17 protein-coding genes are annotated in these 17,569 nt (G+C 54.8%); 10 read left to right on the forward strand and 7 right to left on the reverse strand.

Annotated elements, in window-relative coordinates; genetic code table 11:
* Positions 1–140: 140 nt before the first annotated feature.
* Positions 141–2,069, forward strand: coding sequence for a DNA topoisomerase (ATP-hydrolyzing) subunit B (gyrB, locus tag L1047_RS09950; RefSeq protein ID WP_235278700.1), 1,929 nt, complete (start codon positions 141–143; stop codon positions 2,067–2,069).
* Positions 2,069–2,512, forward strand: coding sequence for a hypothetical protein (locus tag L1047_RS09955; RefSeq protein ID WP_235278701.1), 444 nt, complete (start codon positions 2,069–2,071; stop codon positions 2,510–2,512). Before gyrB ends, L1047_RS09955 begins: the two co-directional genes overlap by 1 nt.
* A gap of 170 nt (positions 2,513–2,682) precedes the next feature.
* On the opposite strand, the gene L1047_RS09960 is transcribed toward L1047_RS09955, so the two are convergent.
* The 5 genes from L1047_RS09960 to L1047_RS09980 form a co-directional block, all read right to left on the reverse strand.
* Entirely contained in the window at positions 2,683–3,723 is a 1,041-nt protein-coding gene (locus L1047_RS09960) for an ABC transporter permease (RefSeq protein ID WP_235278702.1), read from the reverse strand.
* A gap of 121 nt (positions 3,724–3,844) precedes the next feature.
* Positions 3,845–4,540: a 3-oxoacyl-ACP reductase FabG gene (fabG, locus tag L1047_RS09965; protein WP_235278703.1), complete on the reverse strand. Its 696-nt coding sequence runs from the start codon at positions 4,538–4,540 to the stop codon at positions 3,845–3,847.
* 63 nt (positions 4,541–4,603) lie between these two features.
* Positions 4,604–5,452, reverse strand: coding sequence for a 16S rRNA (adenine(1518)-N(6)/adenine(1519)-N(6))-dimethyltransferase RsmA (rsmA, locus tag L1047_RS09970; RefSeq protein WP_235278704.1), 849 nt, complete (start codon positions 5,450–5,452; stop codon positions 4,604–4,606).
* Positions 5,453–5,458: 6 nt separating this feature from the next.
* A complete protein-coding gene (locus L1047_RS09975; RefSeq protein WP_235278705.1) occupies positions 5,459–7,246 on the reverse strand; it encodes a sensor histidine kinase in 1,788 nt (595 codons plus the stop codon).
* A gap of 11 nt (positions 7,247–7,257) precedes the next feature.
* The gene (locus L1047_RS09980; RefSeq protein WP_235278706.1) at positions 7,258–8,367 is read right to left on the reverse strand and encodes a PIN/TRAM domain-containing protein; all 1,110 of its coding nucleotides are present in this window, start codon (positions 8,365–8,367) and stop codon (positions 7,258–7,260) included.
* 223 nt (positions 8,368–8,590) lie between these two features.
* On the opposite strand from L1047_RS09980, the gene L1047_RS09985 reads away from it, so the two are divergent.
* The 6 genes from L1047_RS09985 to sppA all read left to right on the forward strand — a co-directional run bounded on the left by L1047_RS09985 (position 8,591) and on the right by sppA (position 14,020).
* Complete coding sequence (locus L1047_RS09985; protein ID WP_235278707.1) at positions 8,591–8,833, forward strand: NifU family protein; 243 nt, start codon at positions 8,591–8,593, stop codon at positions 8,831–8,833.
* Positions 8,834–8,890: 57 nt separating this feature from the next.
* Entirely contained in the window at positions 8,891–9,988 is a 1,098-nt protein-coding gene (rseP, locus tag L1047_RS09990) for an RIP metalloprotease RseP (protein ID WP_235278708.1), read from the forward strand.
* A gap of 12 nt (positions 9,989–10,000) precedes the next feature.
* Entirely contained in the window at positions 10,001–10,705 is a 705-nt protein-coding gene (nth, locus tag L1047_RS09995; protein WP_235278709.1) for an endonuclease III, read from the forward strand.
* Positions 10,706–10,786: 81 nt separating this feature from the next.
* Positions 10,787–11,761: an RNase adapter RapZ gene (rapZ, locus tag L1047_RS10000; protein WP_235278710.1), complete on the forward strand. Its 975-nt coding sequence runs from the start codon at positions 10,787–10,789 to the stop codon at positions 11,759–11,761.
* Entirely contained in the window at positions 11,754–13,130 is a 1,377-nt protein-coding gene (locus L1047_RS10005; RefSeq protein WP_235278711.1) for a gluconeogenesis factor YvcK family protein, read from the forward strand. Before rapZ ends, L1047_RS10005 begins: the two co-directional genes overlap by 8 nt.
* 83 nt (positions 13,131–13,213) lie before the next feature.
* Positions 13,214–14,020: a signal peptide peptidase SppA gene (gene sppA / locus L1047_RS10010; RefSeq protein ID WP_235278712.1), complete on the forward strand. Its 807-nt coding sequence runs from the start codon at positions 13,214–13,216 to the stop codon at positions 14,018–14,020.
* Between the two features lie 205 nt (positions 14,021–14,225).
* Here the strand turns inward: sppA and L1047_RS10015 are convergent, their stop codons facing one another.
* Positions 14,226–14,909, reverse strand: coding sequence for a hypothetical protein (locus L1047_RS10015; RefSeq protein ID WP_235278713.1), 684 nt, complete (start codon positions 14,907–14,909; stop codon positions 14,226–14,228).
* 77 nt (positions 14,910–14,986) lie between these two features.
* Positions 14,987–15,505: a hypothetical protein gene (locus L1047_RS10020; RefSeq protein ID WP_235278714.1), complete on the reverse strand. Its 519-nt coding sequence runs from the start codon at positions 15,503–15,505 to the stop codon at positions 14,987–14,989.
* Positions 15,506–15,560: 55 nt separating this feature from the next.
* On the opposite strand from L1047_RS10020, the gene L1047_RS10025 reads away from it, so the two are divergent.
* Together L1047_RS10025 and L1047_RS10030 are read left to right on the forward strand one after the other, a co-directional pair.
* Complete coding sequence (locus L1047_RS10025) at positions 15,561–15,887, forward strand: hypothetical protein (protein ID WP_235278715.1); 327 nt, start codon at positions 15,561–15,563, stop codon at positions 15,885–15,887.
* 191 nt (positions 15,888–16,078) lie between these two features.
* On the forward strand, positions 16,079–17,521 hold the full coding sequence (locus L1047_RS10030) for a hypothetical protein (protein WP_235278716.1): 1,443 nt from the start codon (positions 16,079–16,081) through the stop codon (positions 17,519–17,521).
* Positions 17,522–17,569: the final 48 nt, after the last annotated feature.

Genomic DNA, 17,569 nt, shown 5'->3' on the forward strand with positions numbered 1-17,569 from the left:
GCGGCTGAGTGGCTATTCTAGCCTTTTATGTTATCATAGGAGCGAATTTTGATATCAAGCTCACGCCTGGTCTTCAAGGTCAATTTTACTGGAATTCTGTTGACCCTGGCCTGGATCCCTTGTCTGGATTGGAGTTGCAAATGGCAGAGAACTACGGTGCAGAGCAGATCCAAGTACTGGAAGGCTTGGAAGCTGTGCGCAAGCGGCCTGGCATGTACATCGGATCCACCGGGCCGAAAGGACTGCACCACTTAGTCTATGAAGTGGTGGATAACTCCGTCGATGAGGCGCTAGCGGGCTACTGCGATGACATTCAGATCAACCTGCACCCAGATGGCTCGGTATCGGTTTTGGACAATGGTCGCGGCATCCCGGTGGATATTCATCCCAAAACGGGTCAATCGGCTCTAATCACGGTGCTGACGGTGCTGCACGCGGGCGGCAAGTTCGGTGGTGGTGGCTACAAGGTTTCCGGCGGACTGCACGGTGTCGGGGTGTCGGTGGTGAACGCCCTCTCGGAATGGGTGGAGGTGACGGTTTGGCGGGAGGGCAAAGTTCACTTTCAACGCTTTGAGCGGGGAGCAGTGGTGGGATCCCTCAAATCCGAGCCGCAACTCAAGGGATCCGATCAGCGGGGCACACGGGTACAGTTTATGCCCGATGGACAGGTGTTTCTGGAGCGGGAGTTCGACTACGGGTTGTTGGCGGCGCGCTTCCGGGAACTGGCCTACCTGAATGCCGGGGTGAAGATTACCTTTAGCGATCTGCGGCGAGATCCGGTTCACAGCGAAACCTATCAATATGCCGGCGGCATTAAAGAATACGTAGCCTTCATTAACCACGAGAAAACCCCGATCCATTCCGACATCATCTCTGTGCAGGGGGAACGGGACGGGGTGCAGGTGGAAGTGGCCATGCAGTGGTGTTCGGATGTTTATACCGACAATTTGATTGGCTTTGCCAACAACATTCGCACTAACGAGGGGGGCACTCACCTGGAAGGACTTAAAACCTGCCTTACCCTCACCATCAACAGCCAGGCTCGTAAACTCAACAAGCTCAAAGATTCCGACAACAATCTAGCCGGAGAAAATGTACGAGAGGGGTTGACGGCGATCGTTTCGGTGAAGGTGCCCAATCCCGAGTTTGAAGGGCAAACCAAAACCAAGCTAGGTAATACAGAAGTTCGCGGTATTGTCCAAACCATAGTTTCCGAGGCCCTGACAGAGTTTCTAGAGTTTAACCCCGGCATTGCTAAGGGGATTGTTGATAAAGCTATTCAGTCCTTTAATGCTGCCGAAGCGGCTCGTCGAGCACGGGATTTGGTGCGGCGTAAATCTGCTCTGGAATCTTCTACTTTGCCAGGGAAATTGGCCGATTGCAGTTCCCGAGATCCGGCAGAATCAGAGGTCTATCTGGTGGAAGGCGACTCTGCGGGGGGCAGTGCCAAACAAGGACGGGATCGACAATTTCAGGCTATTTTGCCCCTGCGAGGTAAGATCCTCAACATTGAGAAAGCAGATCCCTCAAAGATCTACAAAAACGCTGAAATTCAAGCCATGATCACCGCCCTGGGTTTAGGGATAAAAGGCGATGAATTTGATCCCAGTCAATTGCGTTACCACCGCATTATATTGATGACTGATGCTGATGTAGATGGTAGCCACATTCGCACTCTGTTGTTAACCTTTTTCTATCGTTATCAGAAGGCATTGTTGGAACAGGGCTATGTGTATATTGCCTGTCCACCTCTCTACAAAATTGAGTGGGGCCGCAACAATGTCCGCTATTGCTATAGTGATGCGGAAAAAGATCAGATTGTGCGCGGTCTGCCCGCCAATGCCAAGTACAATATTCAACGGTTCAAAGGTTTGGGGGAGATGATGCCCCAACAACTTTGGGACACCACCATGAACCCAGAGACTCGCACCCTCAAGCAAATCACCATTGAAGATGCTGTGGAGGCGGATCGCATTTTCACCATCTTGATGGGCGATGCTGTGGCCCCTCGGCGGGAGTTTATCGAAACCCACAGTGCCCACCTGGATCTGGCAGCACTGGATATTTAATGAATACCCCCACCCATTTCCTGCTGACGGTGGCTTTGGGGAGGCCTCTCAAGCAGCAGGGGATCCACCCGCTGCGCTCAGCTTGGTGGTGGGGATCTCTTGCTCCCGACATTCCCCTATATCTGCTCACCTTGGGGGGATGGGTCTACTACTGTCTGATCCTGGGCTGGGATCCATCCAATGCCTTTCGCTATATGTTTCGGCAGTTGTTTTTTCGCAATCCCTTTTGGATCGCTAGCCACAATGTTTTGCATTCACCAACAGTCCTAGTGCTGAGCTTGGGTTGGACTCTGTTTTGGAAGGGATCCCAATCCCTCTGGCTGCGCTGGTTTTTTTGTCTGCTTGTTTGCTGCATACACTGGTGGATATCCCCGTCCATGTCACAGATGGCCCTTTGCTGTTTTTCCCTTTTAACTGGAGCTACCGCTGGCGTGGCCCGGTGAGCTACTGGGATCCCCGCTATGGGGGCAACTGGTTTTTTGGGGTGGAATTGGCCTTGAATGGGCTGTTGTTGCTCTATCTAGCTTGGCCTAGGCTGAAAAAGACGCCTGCGCGGGCAACGCCCTCTACGGAGAGACTAGAGAATCAACTGGAAAGAGAAACCCCTGACTTCCTAAACGGATCCTTTGCTTGGCCCGAATCGATAACGGCGGCTGATCCCCTGTGCCAGTAGCACAAACAATACCAGGGATCCCTGAATCACCCCCGCCAAAGAAGATTCCAACTGTAACGAAAGGGGAAGTTGCAAGCTTCCGATATTAAGGCTGCTGAAGAAAAAGGCAATCGGCAAAATCAGCAGGGGATTAAAGCCCGCCAACATCACCACCAGCAAAGCCAAAAAGCCCAAATTACTAGAGATATTCGGGATCAGGCGATGGAACAAGGCCAAAACCTGCAAAGCCCCCGCCAACCCCGCCAAGCCCCCACAGCAACCGAAGGCCATCAATAACCGCTGCGTCGAAGGGATCCCCAACCGAAAGGCCGCCAAAGGATTTTTCCCCACCGCCCGCAACTGCAAGCCAAAGCGGGTATTGCGTACCACCATCACCGTCAGGCCCAAGGCCAACAGAGCCAGAAACAATGCCACCGGGCTGGCCTCTGACCGTCCCCAAGTGGGCAGCCACAAACTGGGCTCCAATAATTCCGTCCCACTCATAGAGGCCACCCCTGGTCGTTTCCAGGGGCCAAAAATCAGGTATAGCACCCAGCCCTGAGCAACGAAGTTCAGCCCTAGGCCAGCGAAGATCTCGTTTACCCGCCCAAAGACATTCAGGATCCCAGCTAGCCAGCCCCAGCCTGCTCCCCCCAGGATCCCTGCCCCAAGTGCCAAGGTTATAGCCAAAGTCGGTGGCAAACGGCCATCTTCCAGCCGCAACAGGAATGTCGCCGCAATCGCCCCGATGGTAATCTGCCCTTCAATACCCAGGTTGTAGAGACCAGCAACGAAAGTCAAGACCAGACCACAACAGCAGAGAGAAAGGGGGGCCAAGGTCGCCAAAACCCGCCCAAACTGAGCTTCTGTGCCAAACGCCCCACTCCACATACTCCGGGCCACCTGCAGCGGCGAGGCCCCCACCCATAGGATCACCACCGCCACAAACAGCAGCGCCGCCAGCAAAGCTAACCCCTGAAGGATCCAGGTGCGTTGGCCCATCGACTTACCTCGCTTATTGTGAATGCACTACACCGGATTGCGTTGCGATACAAGCGTAGCTTCCTTATCCCCAGAGACAGAGTAAAACCCACTTCTCAAACCCACTGCATCAAATACTTCATCAGACATTGCCATACACCGGGATTACTGCACCCCGCAGGTCTCGCGCTGCTTCAGAAACCAAAAAGGCTAGCACTTGCCCAAAAGACTCCGGCTTTACCCACAGCTCAGCCTGTTCGGAGCCCATGGCAGCTCGATTGGTCGGTGTATCGATGATGCTCGGCAAGACGACATTGGCTGTGATATCCGTACCCTTGGTTTCGGCAGCGATGCTGCGGGTGAGGGCGACCACCCCAGCTTTGGAGGCACAGTAGGCGGCCAGTTGTGGGCCCGGCTCCACCGCCCCCCGGGATCCCACCGTCACGATCCGCCCATAGCCTTGCTGCCACATTTTTCGCAGGCTGTGCTTACAGATCAAGAAGGTGGTGGTGAGGTTGAGATCAAAATCTTTCCGCCAATCCTCCAGGCTGTACTCGTGGGTTGGCCCCATGGCAAAGCCTCCCACCAAATGGATTAACCCATCCACCCGCCGCATACTGTCAATCATCTGGGCGATCGCGGCTTCATCCAGCAGATCCACCTGCACAAAGCGAATCCGTTCCAAAGTGTTGGCCGGTAGAGTTTCTCGCAAGGCCATCAGATCTTTTTCTTTGCGATAGGGCAAGGTCAGCTCTGCCCCTGTGGTCAGTACCACCGGGGTTACCCCCAATCCCAACCCACCTGTACCACCCGTCAGCAAGATCTGTTTGCCCTGCATGGCTCTGTTCCTGGGGAAAAACTCAATCCTCGGTGCCCCCTCGTGTAGGCCACCTTTCTCACCCTAGCGCGATTCTTCCCCCTGGCAGTGAGCCAGGGTAGTCCTTTCCACTTCATCCAACAACAGATCACTCAAGGCCAGCCAATCGGGCAGATCCAGTTCTTCAGCGCGGGCATCGGGGTTCAGGTTGAGCTGTGTCAAGGCTGCCGACAACAACTCCCGTTCCACTAGGCCCTGCAACGCATTGAGTAACTTCTTGCGGCGGGTGGAGAATCCCTGTTGAATCAGTTGGTTAAACCAACGGGGATCCCGGGCGGGAGTGGGGGCAGGACGAGGGCTGAGACGAATAACGGCAGATTCCACCTTGGGTGAGGGCTTAAAGGCGCTGCGAGGCACAGTGCAAATCAGTTCACACTCCGCCAGATAACGAGTTCGCAAACTCATGGCTCCATAGGCTTTACTGCCGGGGGTAGCCTGGAGACGCTCCGCCAGCTCCTTTTGTACCAGCAGGACAATGCGCTCGAATTGCTGCACAGGATGGGCCGGGGATCCCAGCACTTTCTCTAGAATCGGGCTAGTGAGGTTGTAGGGGATATTGGCCACCAAGAGGCGTGGTTCTTTGGGTAAGGGCAGCCGTAGAAAATCCCCCTCCACCAAATGAAAATGGGGCTGGTCGGCAAAGCGTTTGTGCAGCAACCGACAGAGATCCCGGTCGATCTCCACCGCCAGAACCTGTACTCCCCGGGTCAATAGCCGTTGGGTTAACTGCCCCGTACCTGGGCCGATCTCCAGCACCCAGATGGGGTCCACACCCGCTTGGGCCGGATCCAGGTTTGCAGCCCGTAGGATCGTCTCATGGACAGAAGCATCTTTGAGCCAGTGTTGGCCAAACCGTTTGCGGGGGTAGGGCATGGGAGCTTATTGCCGCACCGGCGGCTTGGGGAAAGGCACCAGGGTGGGATCCGTATCTTCCCGTTCTTCGGGTTGTTCTTCCGGCAGGAGTTCACGAACAGGTAGAGCGGCGGTGGGCAGCTCCTCCTCTCCACCCAGGAGCGGCTTGCGGTAGAGGGGCACCGTGAAAGTGACGGTGGATCCCAACCCTTCTCCCAAACTGTAGAAATTCATCTCCCCTTCCATCGCCTCCACCAACCGTTGGCTGATCGCCAGCCCCAACCCTGTGCCCCCGTATTGGCGGGTCGTGGAGCCATCCACTTGGCTAAAGGCTTGAAACAGCCGCTGCTGCTTCTCTAACGACACTCCAATACCGGTATCGATCACCCGAATGCGAGCACGGAAGGGGTTGCCAGGAATGATATCCGCCCGCACCGTCACGGAGCCGGCTGGGGTAAATTTGATGGCATTGCCCACCAAATTGAGCAGCACCTGCAACAGACGTTGGTAATCCCCCAACAGCAGAATTTGATCGGGGGTGTTGGGCAGATGAAAGCTCAGCTTTAAGCCCTTTTGGCTGGCCTGCAAACTGGTCTTGGCTTCCACATCCTTCAAGAGGGTTTGCAAATCACAGGGCTGCGATTCCAGTTGCATTTTGCCCGCCTCGATCTTGGCGATATCCAAGACATCGTTGATCAGAGCCAATAGGTGCAGAGCGGAGCGATAGGCTTCTCGCAAAAAGTCCAACTCCTCTTCGCGATCTTCGGCAATGCCATCCAGTACCAGCTTGATGAAGCCGATCATGCCATTTAGGGGGGTGCGCAACTCGTGGGAGGTATTAGCCAAAAATTGGCTCTTCAGTTGGTTGGCGGATTCCGCCTGAGTGCGGGCATATTCCAGCTCTTTGTTTTTTTGGCGCAGAGTTTGGTTAGCCAGTTGCAGACGGGTGGCCAGTTGACGGCTCTGATCCAACAGAATGGCGTGGGCAATGGCAGTGCCCAAGTAAGTAGAAATGCTTTGCAGCACTTGAATGTGGCCGGATTGCCAGATGGGATCCACATCCGGGTCGAGAATCTCCAGCCATAGCAAGCTGTTGGCGTACCCCTGGTAGGACATGGCGATCACTAGGTTGCGGCCCGCCTCGAGTGGTTCCTCTTGTTTGAGGGCTTGCAACAGGTGGGGGTAATCCGCCAGCCGCAGAGTTTGGTTGAGCAGGGAGCCCGCTTTGGGGTGTTGTCGATACTCCGCAGCAATGGTCAAAGAATCGTGCCCCACTTCGTAGAGGGCCATCAGGCAGCGATCCACCCCAAACAACTGCCCCAGCTGATCCACGGTTTGTTGGCACAATTGGCGGATATCAAGGGAATGTCGGATGTTGCGCATTAACTGCGTCGTGATCCCCTGCACCGGATCCAAAACGACCGGATTGAGCGGGTTGCTGGAGCTGCTAGCCCGTCCGGCTAAAGAAAAAGGTGTCGCTCCCAACAACTTGCCCACCACCGAGATGGCGATCACCTCTCCTTCCATATCCCGCACAGGATTGAGCGAAAGGTGAAGGTGCAACTTATAGCGGGGGGAGAGCACCTGACATTGGCACTGGAGGGGATCCCCGACTTCAAACACCTGACTAACCTTGGCCTCGTACTCTCCTGCATTGGCCAACTCCCAGGGCTGTTGTCCGCTTAGGATCTGCTGCGGATGAATGGCATATTTCTCGGCGTCCTCCCAGTAAAAACTCCAAAAACGCCTCTGTCGATCCTGAGTGTAAAAGATCGGATCGGGTCGGAGCACGCTCAGGCGAGAGGAGGCCACCATAGCCCAAAGCCTCAGGCTTTTACAGGGGGAGTAGAACTGGTGGGGGCAGCCGCAGAGTTGAGACGAGCAAAGATCATTCGGCCCGCCGAGGTTTGAATGGCGCTGGTCACCACCACAGAGCGGGTTTTGCCCAGAGAGCGCTGCCCCTCTTCTACCACCACCATCGTGCCGTCATCCAGGTAACCCACCCCTTGGCCCGGTTCTTTCCCCTCGCGGGTGATCTTGATATCGAGGCTGTCTCCGGCAATATAGAGGGGCCGTAGAGCCTCCGCCAGCTCGTTCACATTCAGCACCTTGACATTCTGCACCATGGCCACTTTCTTCAGGTTGAAATCGGTGGTGAGCAGGGTACCGCCCACAGTTTGGGTGAGCCGTACCAGCTTGTCATCCACGGTGGCCAGATCGGGATAGTCGGTTTCGTGAATCACAAACCGTTCTGGATAGTCTTGCCGTAGCGCCTGCAGGGTATCCAGACCTTTACGGCCCCGCTCCCGTTTTTGGGCATCGGCTTTGTCGGCGATGGTTTGCAATTCCGCCAGCACAAACCTGGGCACCACCAGCGTGCCCTCCAGAAAGCCTGTCTCAATCAACTGGGCCAAGCGACCATCGATGATTGAGCTGGTATCCAAAACCTTGGCACTGGCGGCCACCACATTGCCCTCTGCCCAAAGGGCCACCTGCAGGGCATAGTTGGGATTAAACAGCCGTAACAGCGAGGGGCCGTGGGTATCCGCTAGGCTCACCCCCAGGTAGGCGAAGGACAAACTGAAAAAGACCGAGGCCAGCGGCTCGATAAAGTTGTTCAGCTCCTGCGGCAGGGGGAGCAAATACACGGGAGCCATGGCCAAATTGGCGATCACCAACCCGATCACCAACCCCACCGAGCGGGTAATCAACACATCCGGCGGCAGCGAGCGCACATTGGCCTCAAAGCGACGGTAGCTCCAGCGCACGATGGATCCCAGCACCAAGCCGGCCAAAACCCCAAAGCCGCTGGTGACAATGCGTGCCCCCTCCACATTCGCTCCCTGGGTAACGGTGGGGGGGAGCAGATCCAGACCGTAAAATCCGAGGCCAGCCCCGGCCAGCATAAAGATCGTGATCAGTAAGGCGTCTAGCATAGCGAGGAAGGCGGCCCTGCTCAGAATGTGCTTGGGTGATGCTGCTAGCAATGCGCAAATCTGCTTCTTATTCTAGTCACTTGTGTTGGAGGGATCCCCTGAAGCTGGTATACAGCCGCCAGGAAGAAGCAGACTATGCTGAATAATAGCGATCCCACGCTAGCTTGAGTGGCCTGTGGAGAAATCGCTACAATCAGAACCTGAAACCAGGATGAAGGCAACTATGGCACAAGCATTGGAACTGAATCCCGCCAACATCGAAAAAGTGCTGGATGAGCTGCGTCCTTACCTGATGGCCGACGGGGGCAATGTGGAGCTGGTGGAAATCGATGGCCCGGTGGTGAAACTGCGCCTACAAGGGGCCTGTGGTGCCTGCCCCAGCTCTACTATGACCTTAAAAATGGGCATCGAGCGCAAGTTGCGGGAGAGCATTCCCGATGTTCTAGAGGTAGAACAGGTGTTCTGAAGTTGGCTATTTTCTCGGCTTCGGGCCGCTATGTTCCCTGTTTCTCACCCCTAACGCATGTTTATCCTCATCTCCATCGCCATTCTCGCCCTCCTGATCCTGGTGCATGAGGCAGGCCACTTTGCGGCAGCCAAGTTGCAAGGGATCCATGTCAATCGTTTCTCCCTCGGGTTTGGCCCGGTTTTGTGGAGCTACCGGGGCAAGGAAACGGAGTACGCCATTCGCGCCCTGCCTTTGGGGGGCTTTGTCGGTTTTCCCGATGAGGATGAGGATTGTCCCTACTCCAAGACTGATCCGAACCTATTAAAGAACCGCCCCGTCTTGGATCGACTGGTGGTGATGGCGGCAGGGGTGATGGCCAATTTGGTCTTCGCCTACCTAGTGCTGGTGTTGATGTTTGCTTCGATCGGGATCCCATCGGTAGCTCGCATCCATCCTGGCATCCTCATCCCCCAGGTGATGCCCGATAGCCCTGCGGAGGTGGCTGGACTGCAGACGGGAGATGTGGTGTTGCGGGCGGCGGATCAAGACTACAGCACGGTAGCGGATGAAACGGCAGCTCTATCCGCTTTGAACGAGTTTCAGGAGTTGATCCGCACCCACGAAAATCAGCCCATTCTCCTGGAGATCCAACGAGGAGAGGCGGATCCCGTACAACTGACGGTGATCCCCCAAGCCCGTGAAGATACGGTGGTGATCGGGGTAAACCTGTCTCCCAACCAAGAAACAGCCCTGCGTCCTGCCGCCAACTGGGGTGAAATTTTCTCGGAGGCAGGCGGAGCTTACCAGCGAATCGTCATGCTGAACGTAAATGGCTTGCGCCAGCTGGTGCAAAACTTTCAGAGTACGGCCACTCAGGTCTCTGGCCCGGTGGGAATTGTCAAGATCGGTGCCGATTTGGCCCGCAACGATGCTGCCAGCCTGTTTAATTTCACCGCTTTGATCAGTATTAACCTGGCCATTCTCAACCTGTTGCCCTTGCCCGCCTTGGACGGGGGTCACATCGCCTTCTTGATTCTGGAAGGGATCCGAGGCAAACGTCTGCCCAAGGGCCTGGAGGATCGCGTGATGCAAACCGGCCTGGTGCTGCTCCTGGGGTTGGGGGTGGTGCTGATTTTCAAAGACACGATTGCCATCGTCACCGGCTCGGGTTAAGGGTCGGGCAACATGGCCAGCAAACGCACCCTGCGCCAACGGGCTTTGGAGATTCTGACCCGTCTGAAGCAGCACTATCCCGACTCCACCTGTGCCCTTCAGTACCAAACGCCGCTGCAACTGCTGGTGGCCACCATCCTTTCGGCCCAGTGTACGGATGAACGGGTGAACCGCGTTACTCCGGAGCTGTTCCGCCGCTTCCCCGATGCTCAGGCCCTGGCAATGGCCCCACGGGAGGAGATCGAGACCCTGATTCACTCCACCGGCTTCTACCGCAACAAAGCCAAGCATATTCAAGGGGCTTGCCAGAAGATCCTGACGGATTTTGGTGGTGAACTGCCCCGTACGATGCCTGAGCTGCTCACCCTACCTGGGGTGGCCCGTAAGACCGCCAATGTGGTTTTGGCCCATGCCTTTGGCATCAATGCCGGGGTGACCGTCGATACCCACGTGAAACGGCTCAGCCGTCGCCTAGGCTTGACGGAGCAAGAGGATCCCGTGCGTATTGAGAAAGATCTGATGCAGCTCTTGCCTCAGTCGGATTGGGAAAACTGGTCGATCCGGCTCATCGCTCACGGACGCGCCATTTGTGAGGCCCGCAAGCCCCGGTGTGATCAGTGTTTTTTGGCAGATCTTTGCCCCACTGCCCCCCTTATTCAGCCAGCGAGCCCCAAGACCAAGGATAAAACCAAAGTTCCTTCACAAGCCAGGGCGTGAATTCGTACCCAACCTTAGAGGTGCACCTGTAGAAGCCTGCCCGTACCCTAGGTAGATCCGCCTAGCCTTACAATGGGATTTATGCGAGCAGCAACACCGATTTTGGCAATTGCGGGATTGACGGGGGCAGGTAAAACCCTGGCGGTTCAGCAGTTGGAGCAGTTGGGCTATGTGGGCCTGGAAGGGATCCCACCCGCCCATGTCCTCCCTCTGATCGAGGCGATGCGCCCCCAGCATCAGGCTCTGGTGGTAACCCTCAACCTGCGCCAGCCCGATTACCTAGAACAGCTCCCCGCCCTCGATGCCTGGTTGCAAACGGAAGGGATCCCCTTCTTATTCTTGGAGGCCAGCCCCCAGGTGCTGCTGAACCGCCTGAGTGCCCACCGCCGCCCCCACCCCCACCAATCTGCGGCTTGCGGCCTCCTGGAAGCGATTGATCTAGAACGGCTGGCCCTGCGCCCGGCCCGTGAACGCTGTACCCACCTCCTGGACACCTCGGATCTGAATAGCCAGCAGCTGCGGCAGCAGTTGGAAGCCCTAATCCAAGGGATCCCGCAACCTCTCAACCTCAGCCTGATTAGCTTTGGGTTCAAGTACGGCATCCCCTCAGATGCCAACTTGATGTTCGATGTGCGGTTTTTGCCCAATCCTTTTTTTCAACCGCATCTGCGTCCCTTGACCGGACAGGATCCCCTGTTGCAGGAGTTTCTCTTCGCAGATCCCGTCACCCAATCTGCCTATGGGCACATTTTCTCCCTGATTCAGGAGTTTTTGCCCCACTACCAGGCGGAGCGTCGCCCTCACCTAGCCCTTGCCATCGGCTGTACGGGTGGTCAGCACCGCTCTGTGGCCCTGGTAGAGCGCTTGGCGCAGGACTTGCAGCCTTGGTTGGCTGCCGAACATGGTTTACCCCGTCTCAGTGTGCAGGTACACCATCGTCATTTGCTGGATTCACAGCGGGAGCTAGAGGCTCGTTTTGGTTCGGTGCCTGAGGTTAGGATCCCGGACGGCACCCTAGCCAGAACGGCAGTTGCTCCTGTTATCCCCCATGGTTAGGCCTGTTCGTACCAATGGCAATAAATTACCTCCCTCTCGCTGGAGTCTGTACCGTCACTTGGCCAGTTGGCCAGGAAGCGGATGGAAATGGCTCTCTCCCGGCCTATCGGTCAAACGCTGGCTGAGCCTAGCGATTGGGGGTGTGCTACTGATGGTGCTGGGCATTGCCATCTGGACGGAACTCACCCCGGTTTTTCGTCTCAAACAGCTGATTGACTTTACCCTCCGCCTGATCACCACCTGGATCCCAAACAACATCAGCGGCCCTCTGGTGACTGGGATCGGCTTACTGCTGGTGGTGCTCGGGTTCTACAGTGCCATGCGCTCCATTGAGGATGTTTTGATCCCGGAAGGGGACGAAGCCCTGGTGGATAAGCTCCTGTCTCGCCGTCGCCTCAGTCGGGGGCCACGCATTGTGGTGTTGGGAGGAGGCACCGGACTTTCCCACCTGCTGCGGGGCTTGAAACGCTATAGCTCCAACATTACCGCTGTGGTGACGGTTGCCGACGACGGAGGATCCTCAGGACGGCTGCGGCGGGAGATTGGCGTGCTGCCCCCCGGAGATATCCGCAACTGTCTCACGGCCCTAGCGAATGAAGAAAAACTGCTCACGGAGTTGTTTCAATATCGCTTCCAATCGGGGGATGGGCTGACGGGGCACAGCTTTGGCAACCTTTTCATTACAGCCCTGACTGCGGTCACCGGGGGCGACTTGATTCGGGCCATCACTGCTACCTCTCAAGTTCTAGCGATCCAGGGACGGGTGTTGCCTGCCACCTTGGCAGATGTCACTCTATGGGCGGAACTGAGTGATGGCCGCCGGGTAGTGGGGGAGTCAAACATTGCCAAAGCTGGTGGGCACATTCGCCGGATCGGCTGTGATCCACCCAACCCTCCGGCTATACCTGAGGTCATCGAGGCTATTCAGTCGGCAGAGTTTTTGGTCTTGGGGCCGGGCAGCCTCTACACCAGCGTGATTCCCAATTTGTTGGTGCCCGAAATTGTCGAGGCCATCGCCAAAAACACCGCCCCCCACATCTACGTGTGTAACATCATGACGGAGCCGGGTGAAACAGATGGCTACACGGTTGGGGATCATGTCATGGCGCTGGATCAAGTGGCCGGGATCCGTCTCTTCGACGGGGTATTGGTGCAGCGGGAGTTGCCCTCGGCGCGGGCGTTGGAGCATTATCGGCGTAGCGGCTCGGAGTTTGTGCCGTTGGATCCCGATAAACTGGCCTACCTGGGGTGTCGGGCGGTATTGGCCAATGTGATGCAAGAAGATCCCGAGACAGGCTTGGTGCGCCATAACCCAGAACGGCTGGCTGCTATGCTGATGCGCTGGTTCGACCGACATCGCCCCCTTTAGATTCGGATCGGCGCGAATTGCCATTGACCAAGCCATGAGCCGCCATTCATGATACAAAATATAGACTTATCAAATTCTTCTCCATGCTAAAGCGGTTATTTTTGGGTGGCTTGCGTCGACGAATTGGCCGCATTGAGGTAACTGGGGCCATTGATGGCAAAACTCGCGAACGTGTCTTAAAAGCCTTGAAAGAGGTGGAGGAAAAACATATTCCTGCTGTGGTGCTGCGGATTGATAGCCCTGGTGGTACCGTGGCCGATTCCCAAGAAATCTATAATGCCCTCCTCCGCTTGCGAGAACAAAAAGGCACCCATATTATTGCTAGCTTTGGCAACATTGCTGCCTCTGGAGGCATTTACATCGCCATGGGCGCCGAAAAAATTATGTCCAATCCGGGTACGATCACCGGTAGTATTGGCGTGATTATTCGGGGCAATAATATCGAGCGCCTCCTGGACAAGGTGGGGATCTCCTTTAAGGTGATCAAGTCTGGCCCCTATAAAGATATTCTCTCCTTTGATCGTGAGTTGACTTCAGAAGAACGAAACATCCTGCAAGAGCTGATTGATATTACCTACAGCCAGTTTGTGCAGACAGTGGCAACAGCTCGCAAGCTGAGCTTGAACGTGGTAAGAACCTTTGCCGATGGGCGCATTTTTAGTGGGGAACAGGCCCTCAATTTGGGTGTGGTGGATCGGTTAGGCACAGAAGAAGATGCCCGCCTATGGGCGGCGGAACTAGCAGGGCTAGAGCCGGATACCAAGTTTTATGATCTGATCCCACGGCGCACTGGCTTGGCGCGGCTGATCCCTGGGGGAGATGCCCTGGCGCGTTTGCATTTTGATGTGGTGAGCTCTGGTCTACCCCTCTGGCTTTACACAGGCTTTTGAGGGGTATCACCTGAAACTTTTACGAATCCAGCAAAGGATCCCTCAGTTGAGATTTTGGGGCAGAAGATGATCAAGCACCTTACAGCCTTTTCCAACTTCACACAGGCCCTTGAGCTAGGCAAAAAAACTTATGAAGCAAAGGATTGATCTGAATCTGCTGTCTCAGGCAGCTCTGGAAAAGGCTGTAACCAAGATGCAAGAAAACTCACTGACCTTGAGTTATCACAATAGTTATATTCCCTACAGCAAGCTGCCCGCTAGCATCTACAGCTGAAATTTGCAAGTCATAAATTCCAGGGAAGATAAATGCGGAGTTGATAAAAACTTGGTTGTTGATGACACTAAACGAGAATGAGGCTGTAAAGGTGCCATTTACATTAGTGATTGTTGGAGGAACAGGAGTCGGATCGATCTGAACATCAACAGTAATTGGTGCAACTCCACCCGTAATTCTGGCAACAATTGCATTGATATTGGCTGTTCCAGAGATCAAGCCAGCACCAGAACCCGTTCCTTCACCCACAGGAATTACACCGTTGATCTGATCCCGACCCGGCAAAATGGAGACTGTCAAGACTGGGGGAACTGGAGCAGGAGGAATGGGCCCTTCAGCAACAATTGGAGGGACGGCATCTGGGGTGACAACCGGGTCAATGGTAGGAGCAGAGATTGGCCTCGGGATCCCTGGAGTAGGTTGAGCCACAGCCACAGGGCTAGATCCTACGTTGGTTCCACCCGTTTCAACGGTTGGGTTTTGCACACCGATGATTGGCCCTGGCAAAAAACTCGTCACATTCTTATCCTTGGCTTGCTGACATCCGCCTAATGCTAAGACAGCCAACAACAAAGAGGCACCACTAATTGCAACCAAGCGATCCTTTTTCATCATCACACCCTCTCACACTCACTGAAACTCTCAATTCAGCCTCTGCTTCATCTGGCAACTTCTTTCTGGAGTTACTTTCTTTACAGGTTTCCACAAGCAGGAACCTGAGACCCACGAATTTCCGTTCGGCTTTCTTCCCCACTAAATATGGAGTTGTCAACTCTTAGCACTTGGCCAAAAGTATCACGGATAGTCAGGATGATGAGTATATCATCACCTGTTAGTTCATCCTCAATAGTAACCTGCCCCTGTGCATCAACTTTACGAACGCCGCGAGTGCCTTTGGATAAAATCCTAAGATCATCAAAGTATCGAGGATCGGTTGGGAAAGTAAAGCTAAAGCTAAATCCCCCAGCATCAGCGAAGGTGTTGCCCCTACCAATCAACAAGTTCTGAAATTGTTCTAGTGCGGTTGGGAGAATTACCTCTGTCACATCTGTGCCACAGGTAATGTTCAGAACCTGTATATCAACACTGGCAATAACACCACGCACAATCAAATCAATGATATCGACCTTGTAGGATAACGAAGCAAGTTCCTGGTTGGCATTGAACCCACTGTTTAGATTTGTCGGATCAAACTGAGGCTGATCTGGCAAGTTGGGTTGAACAGGCGGTGGCGTAATCGGGGCAAAATCGGGGGCAGGGCGTACCGTGGTCGGATTGTTATTAGGGGCAATCGTGGGGGCAACAGCCACAGGCCGAGGGGTGGCAGAGCTAGAACTCAACAAGGGCGGTACGCCACTGGTGGTCTCGCTGCTACAACCACCGGCTAGCGCGATCGAGGCACAGGTTGCCAAAAGAGAGAGGCCGCCACGGCAAAGGGCTGAGCCAGAAAGTCGTCTCATCGAGAAATTCTCCACTCACTCACACCAAAAAGTTCTGGACAAAGTCCAGCAGGGATCCAACTCAACCACAAATTTGCAGGATATGCCTGTATCCACGGGATCCCGTTTCAAAGGAGGGATCACCTGCTGTTAGTTCTACTTCATCCTGAGGCGTTGTCAACCCACTGGTTCAGCAAATCAAAGGAATTTTCCGGAAACGGCCCATCCCCTACATATGGGGTATTATAACTTCGAGCAGGGGTGGGCAGCTTACCCGTAGCGTTTGTGGTCGAGTGCCTGTTGTCTCCTTTTGTGCATAGATTATGGTGTGTGAGGAAGTGCCGTATGAACTTCAAATGTCGCTCATTGGCGGTTTTATGTGGAGTATTGCTGCTAGCCAGTTGCGGTGAAGTTGATGAGTCCCCCGCGTTGCCTGGGCCTGTCCAGGTGGATCCCAGTGCCTTTGTCTCGGCTCAAGAATATCAATTCACTCCAGGATCTGTTCTGGAAACCACCAGTATGAGGCTGGACTTTGTCAATCCAAGGTTTGATCAAGGCATTGCTGTACGAAATACAGGCAGTCAAGGGAGTGGTGAGGCCCGCCTTACCAACATTGAAGCTTCTATACGGCCCGTGGGTCAGACAGGCTCTACCATTGGCGATTCTAATGGCAGCAGTACCCTGGCCATTGCTCTATCCTCAACATTGCCACCTCTGAAAATTATTGCCTTTGCTCCCAATGATGCTCGCCTAGAGACACAAGCATCTGTTAATGGAATTGAGCTGATCTCCAGTACACCAGAAGACCAGCGGATCCGAGTCAATTCCAGCTTTCGTGGCGCATTGGTTAATGCAGATCTGGCTGAGGACGTTCAAGTAAGAACGCTTCTGACTCTGAGGGTGAACCGGATCTTGGTGAACACTACGGGTACTCAGGTGGTGATTGAAGGAGAAGCCTCTCTGCAAGCTCGCACCACGAATGTATTTAATACAGTAACGGGTGAAACCTTGGGCAGCAATCCTCCAGATACAGCGATTGTGACCATGGGAGCTGGCTCTTTCTCCGCCAGTTTTGTGGTACGGCAGCGGGGTATTGCTGGAGATGGTGGTGGTGAAGACGCACTGGCTTTATTGGCGCGCTTGAATTTCCAACCGAACCAAGCGGAGATCGTTTATCGTCCGACACAAACCGGAACTCAATCGGTTCTTTTCGCCCCCGATCCGACTCGGCCCAATATCCTTACGAATCAATTGGTTCAGATCCGTCGCCTTTTGAATGGACGGGTACAAGCAGAGTTTGACCCAGCCAATACCAGTACGGTGTTGAACTTTGTGCAAACCAATCCTCCACCGGAGCCTTTTCCCACGCCGATTCCGCAGTTACCACCTCCCACCCGTCCGGGTGCTCCGACCGCCTTTGACTACTTCTTCTCTCTGCGCACAGAAAGAGAAGGAGAAGGAGAAGGAACGACTCCAGGCTCAGTGGTGTTGCAGGGCATTGTACCCACTACGGGCGACTTCATCTTCCGCACCTTGGCTGGGGCACAATTGGCGGGGCCATTTAACCGGTTCGATATTGGGGGCGGTACCCAACGTGGCAACTTGAACCTTGTCTTCGACCAAACCACTTCTGCAGACCAAATTTCGGGTCAGTGGTTCTTGGAGCAAGAGTTCCCAACTGGCAACGTTGAAGGCGGTACAGCCGATGAACCCGGTACACCCGCTAGCCTGCAAGGGGCTATTCTGATCATCCGTGGATTCTTTAACGGGGCTCAGGTTCGCCTTTGAGGCCAAAATTGATACCAAAAGAAAGTTAACCCCCAACAAGGGATCCCC

It is taken from the genome of Synechococcus sp. Nb3U1 (assembly GCF_021533835.1).
Lineage (GTDB): Bacteria > Cyanobacteriota > Cyanobacteriia > Thermostichales > Thermostichaceae > Thermostichus.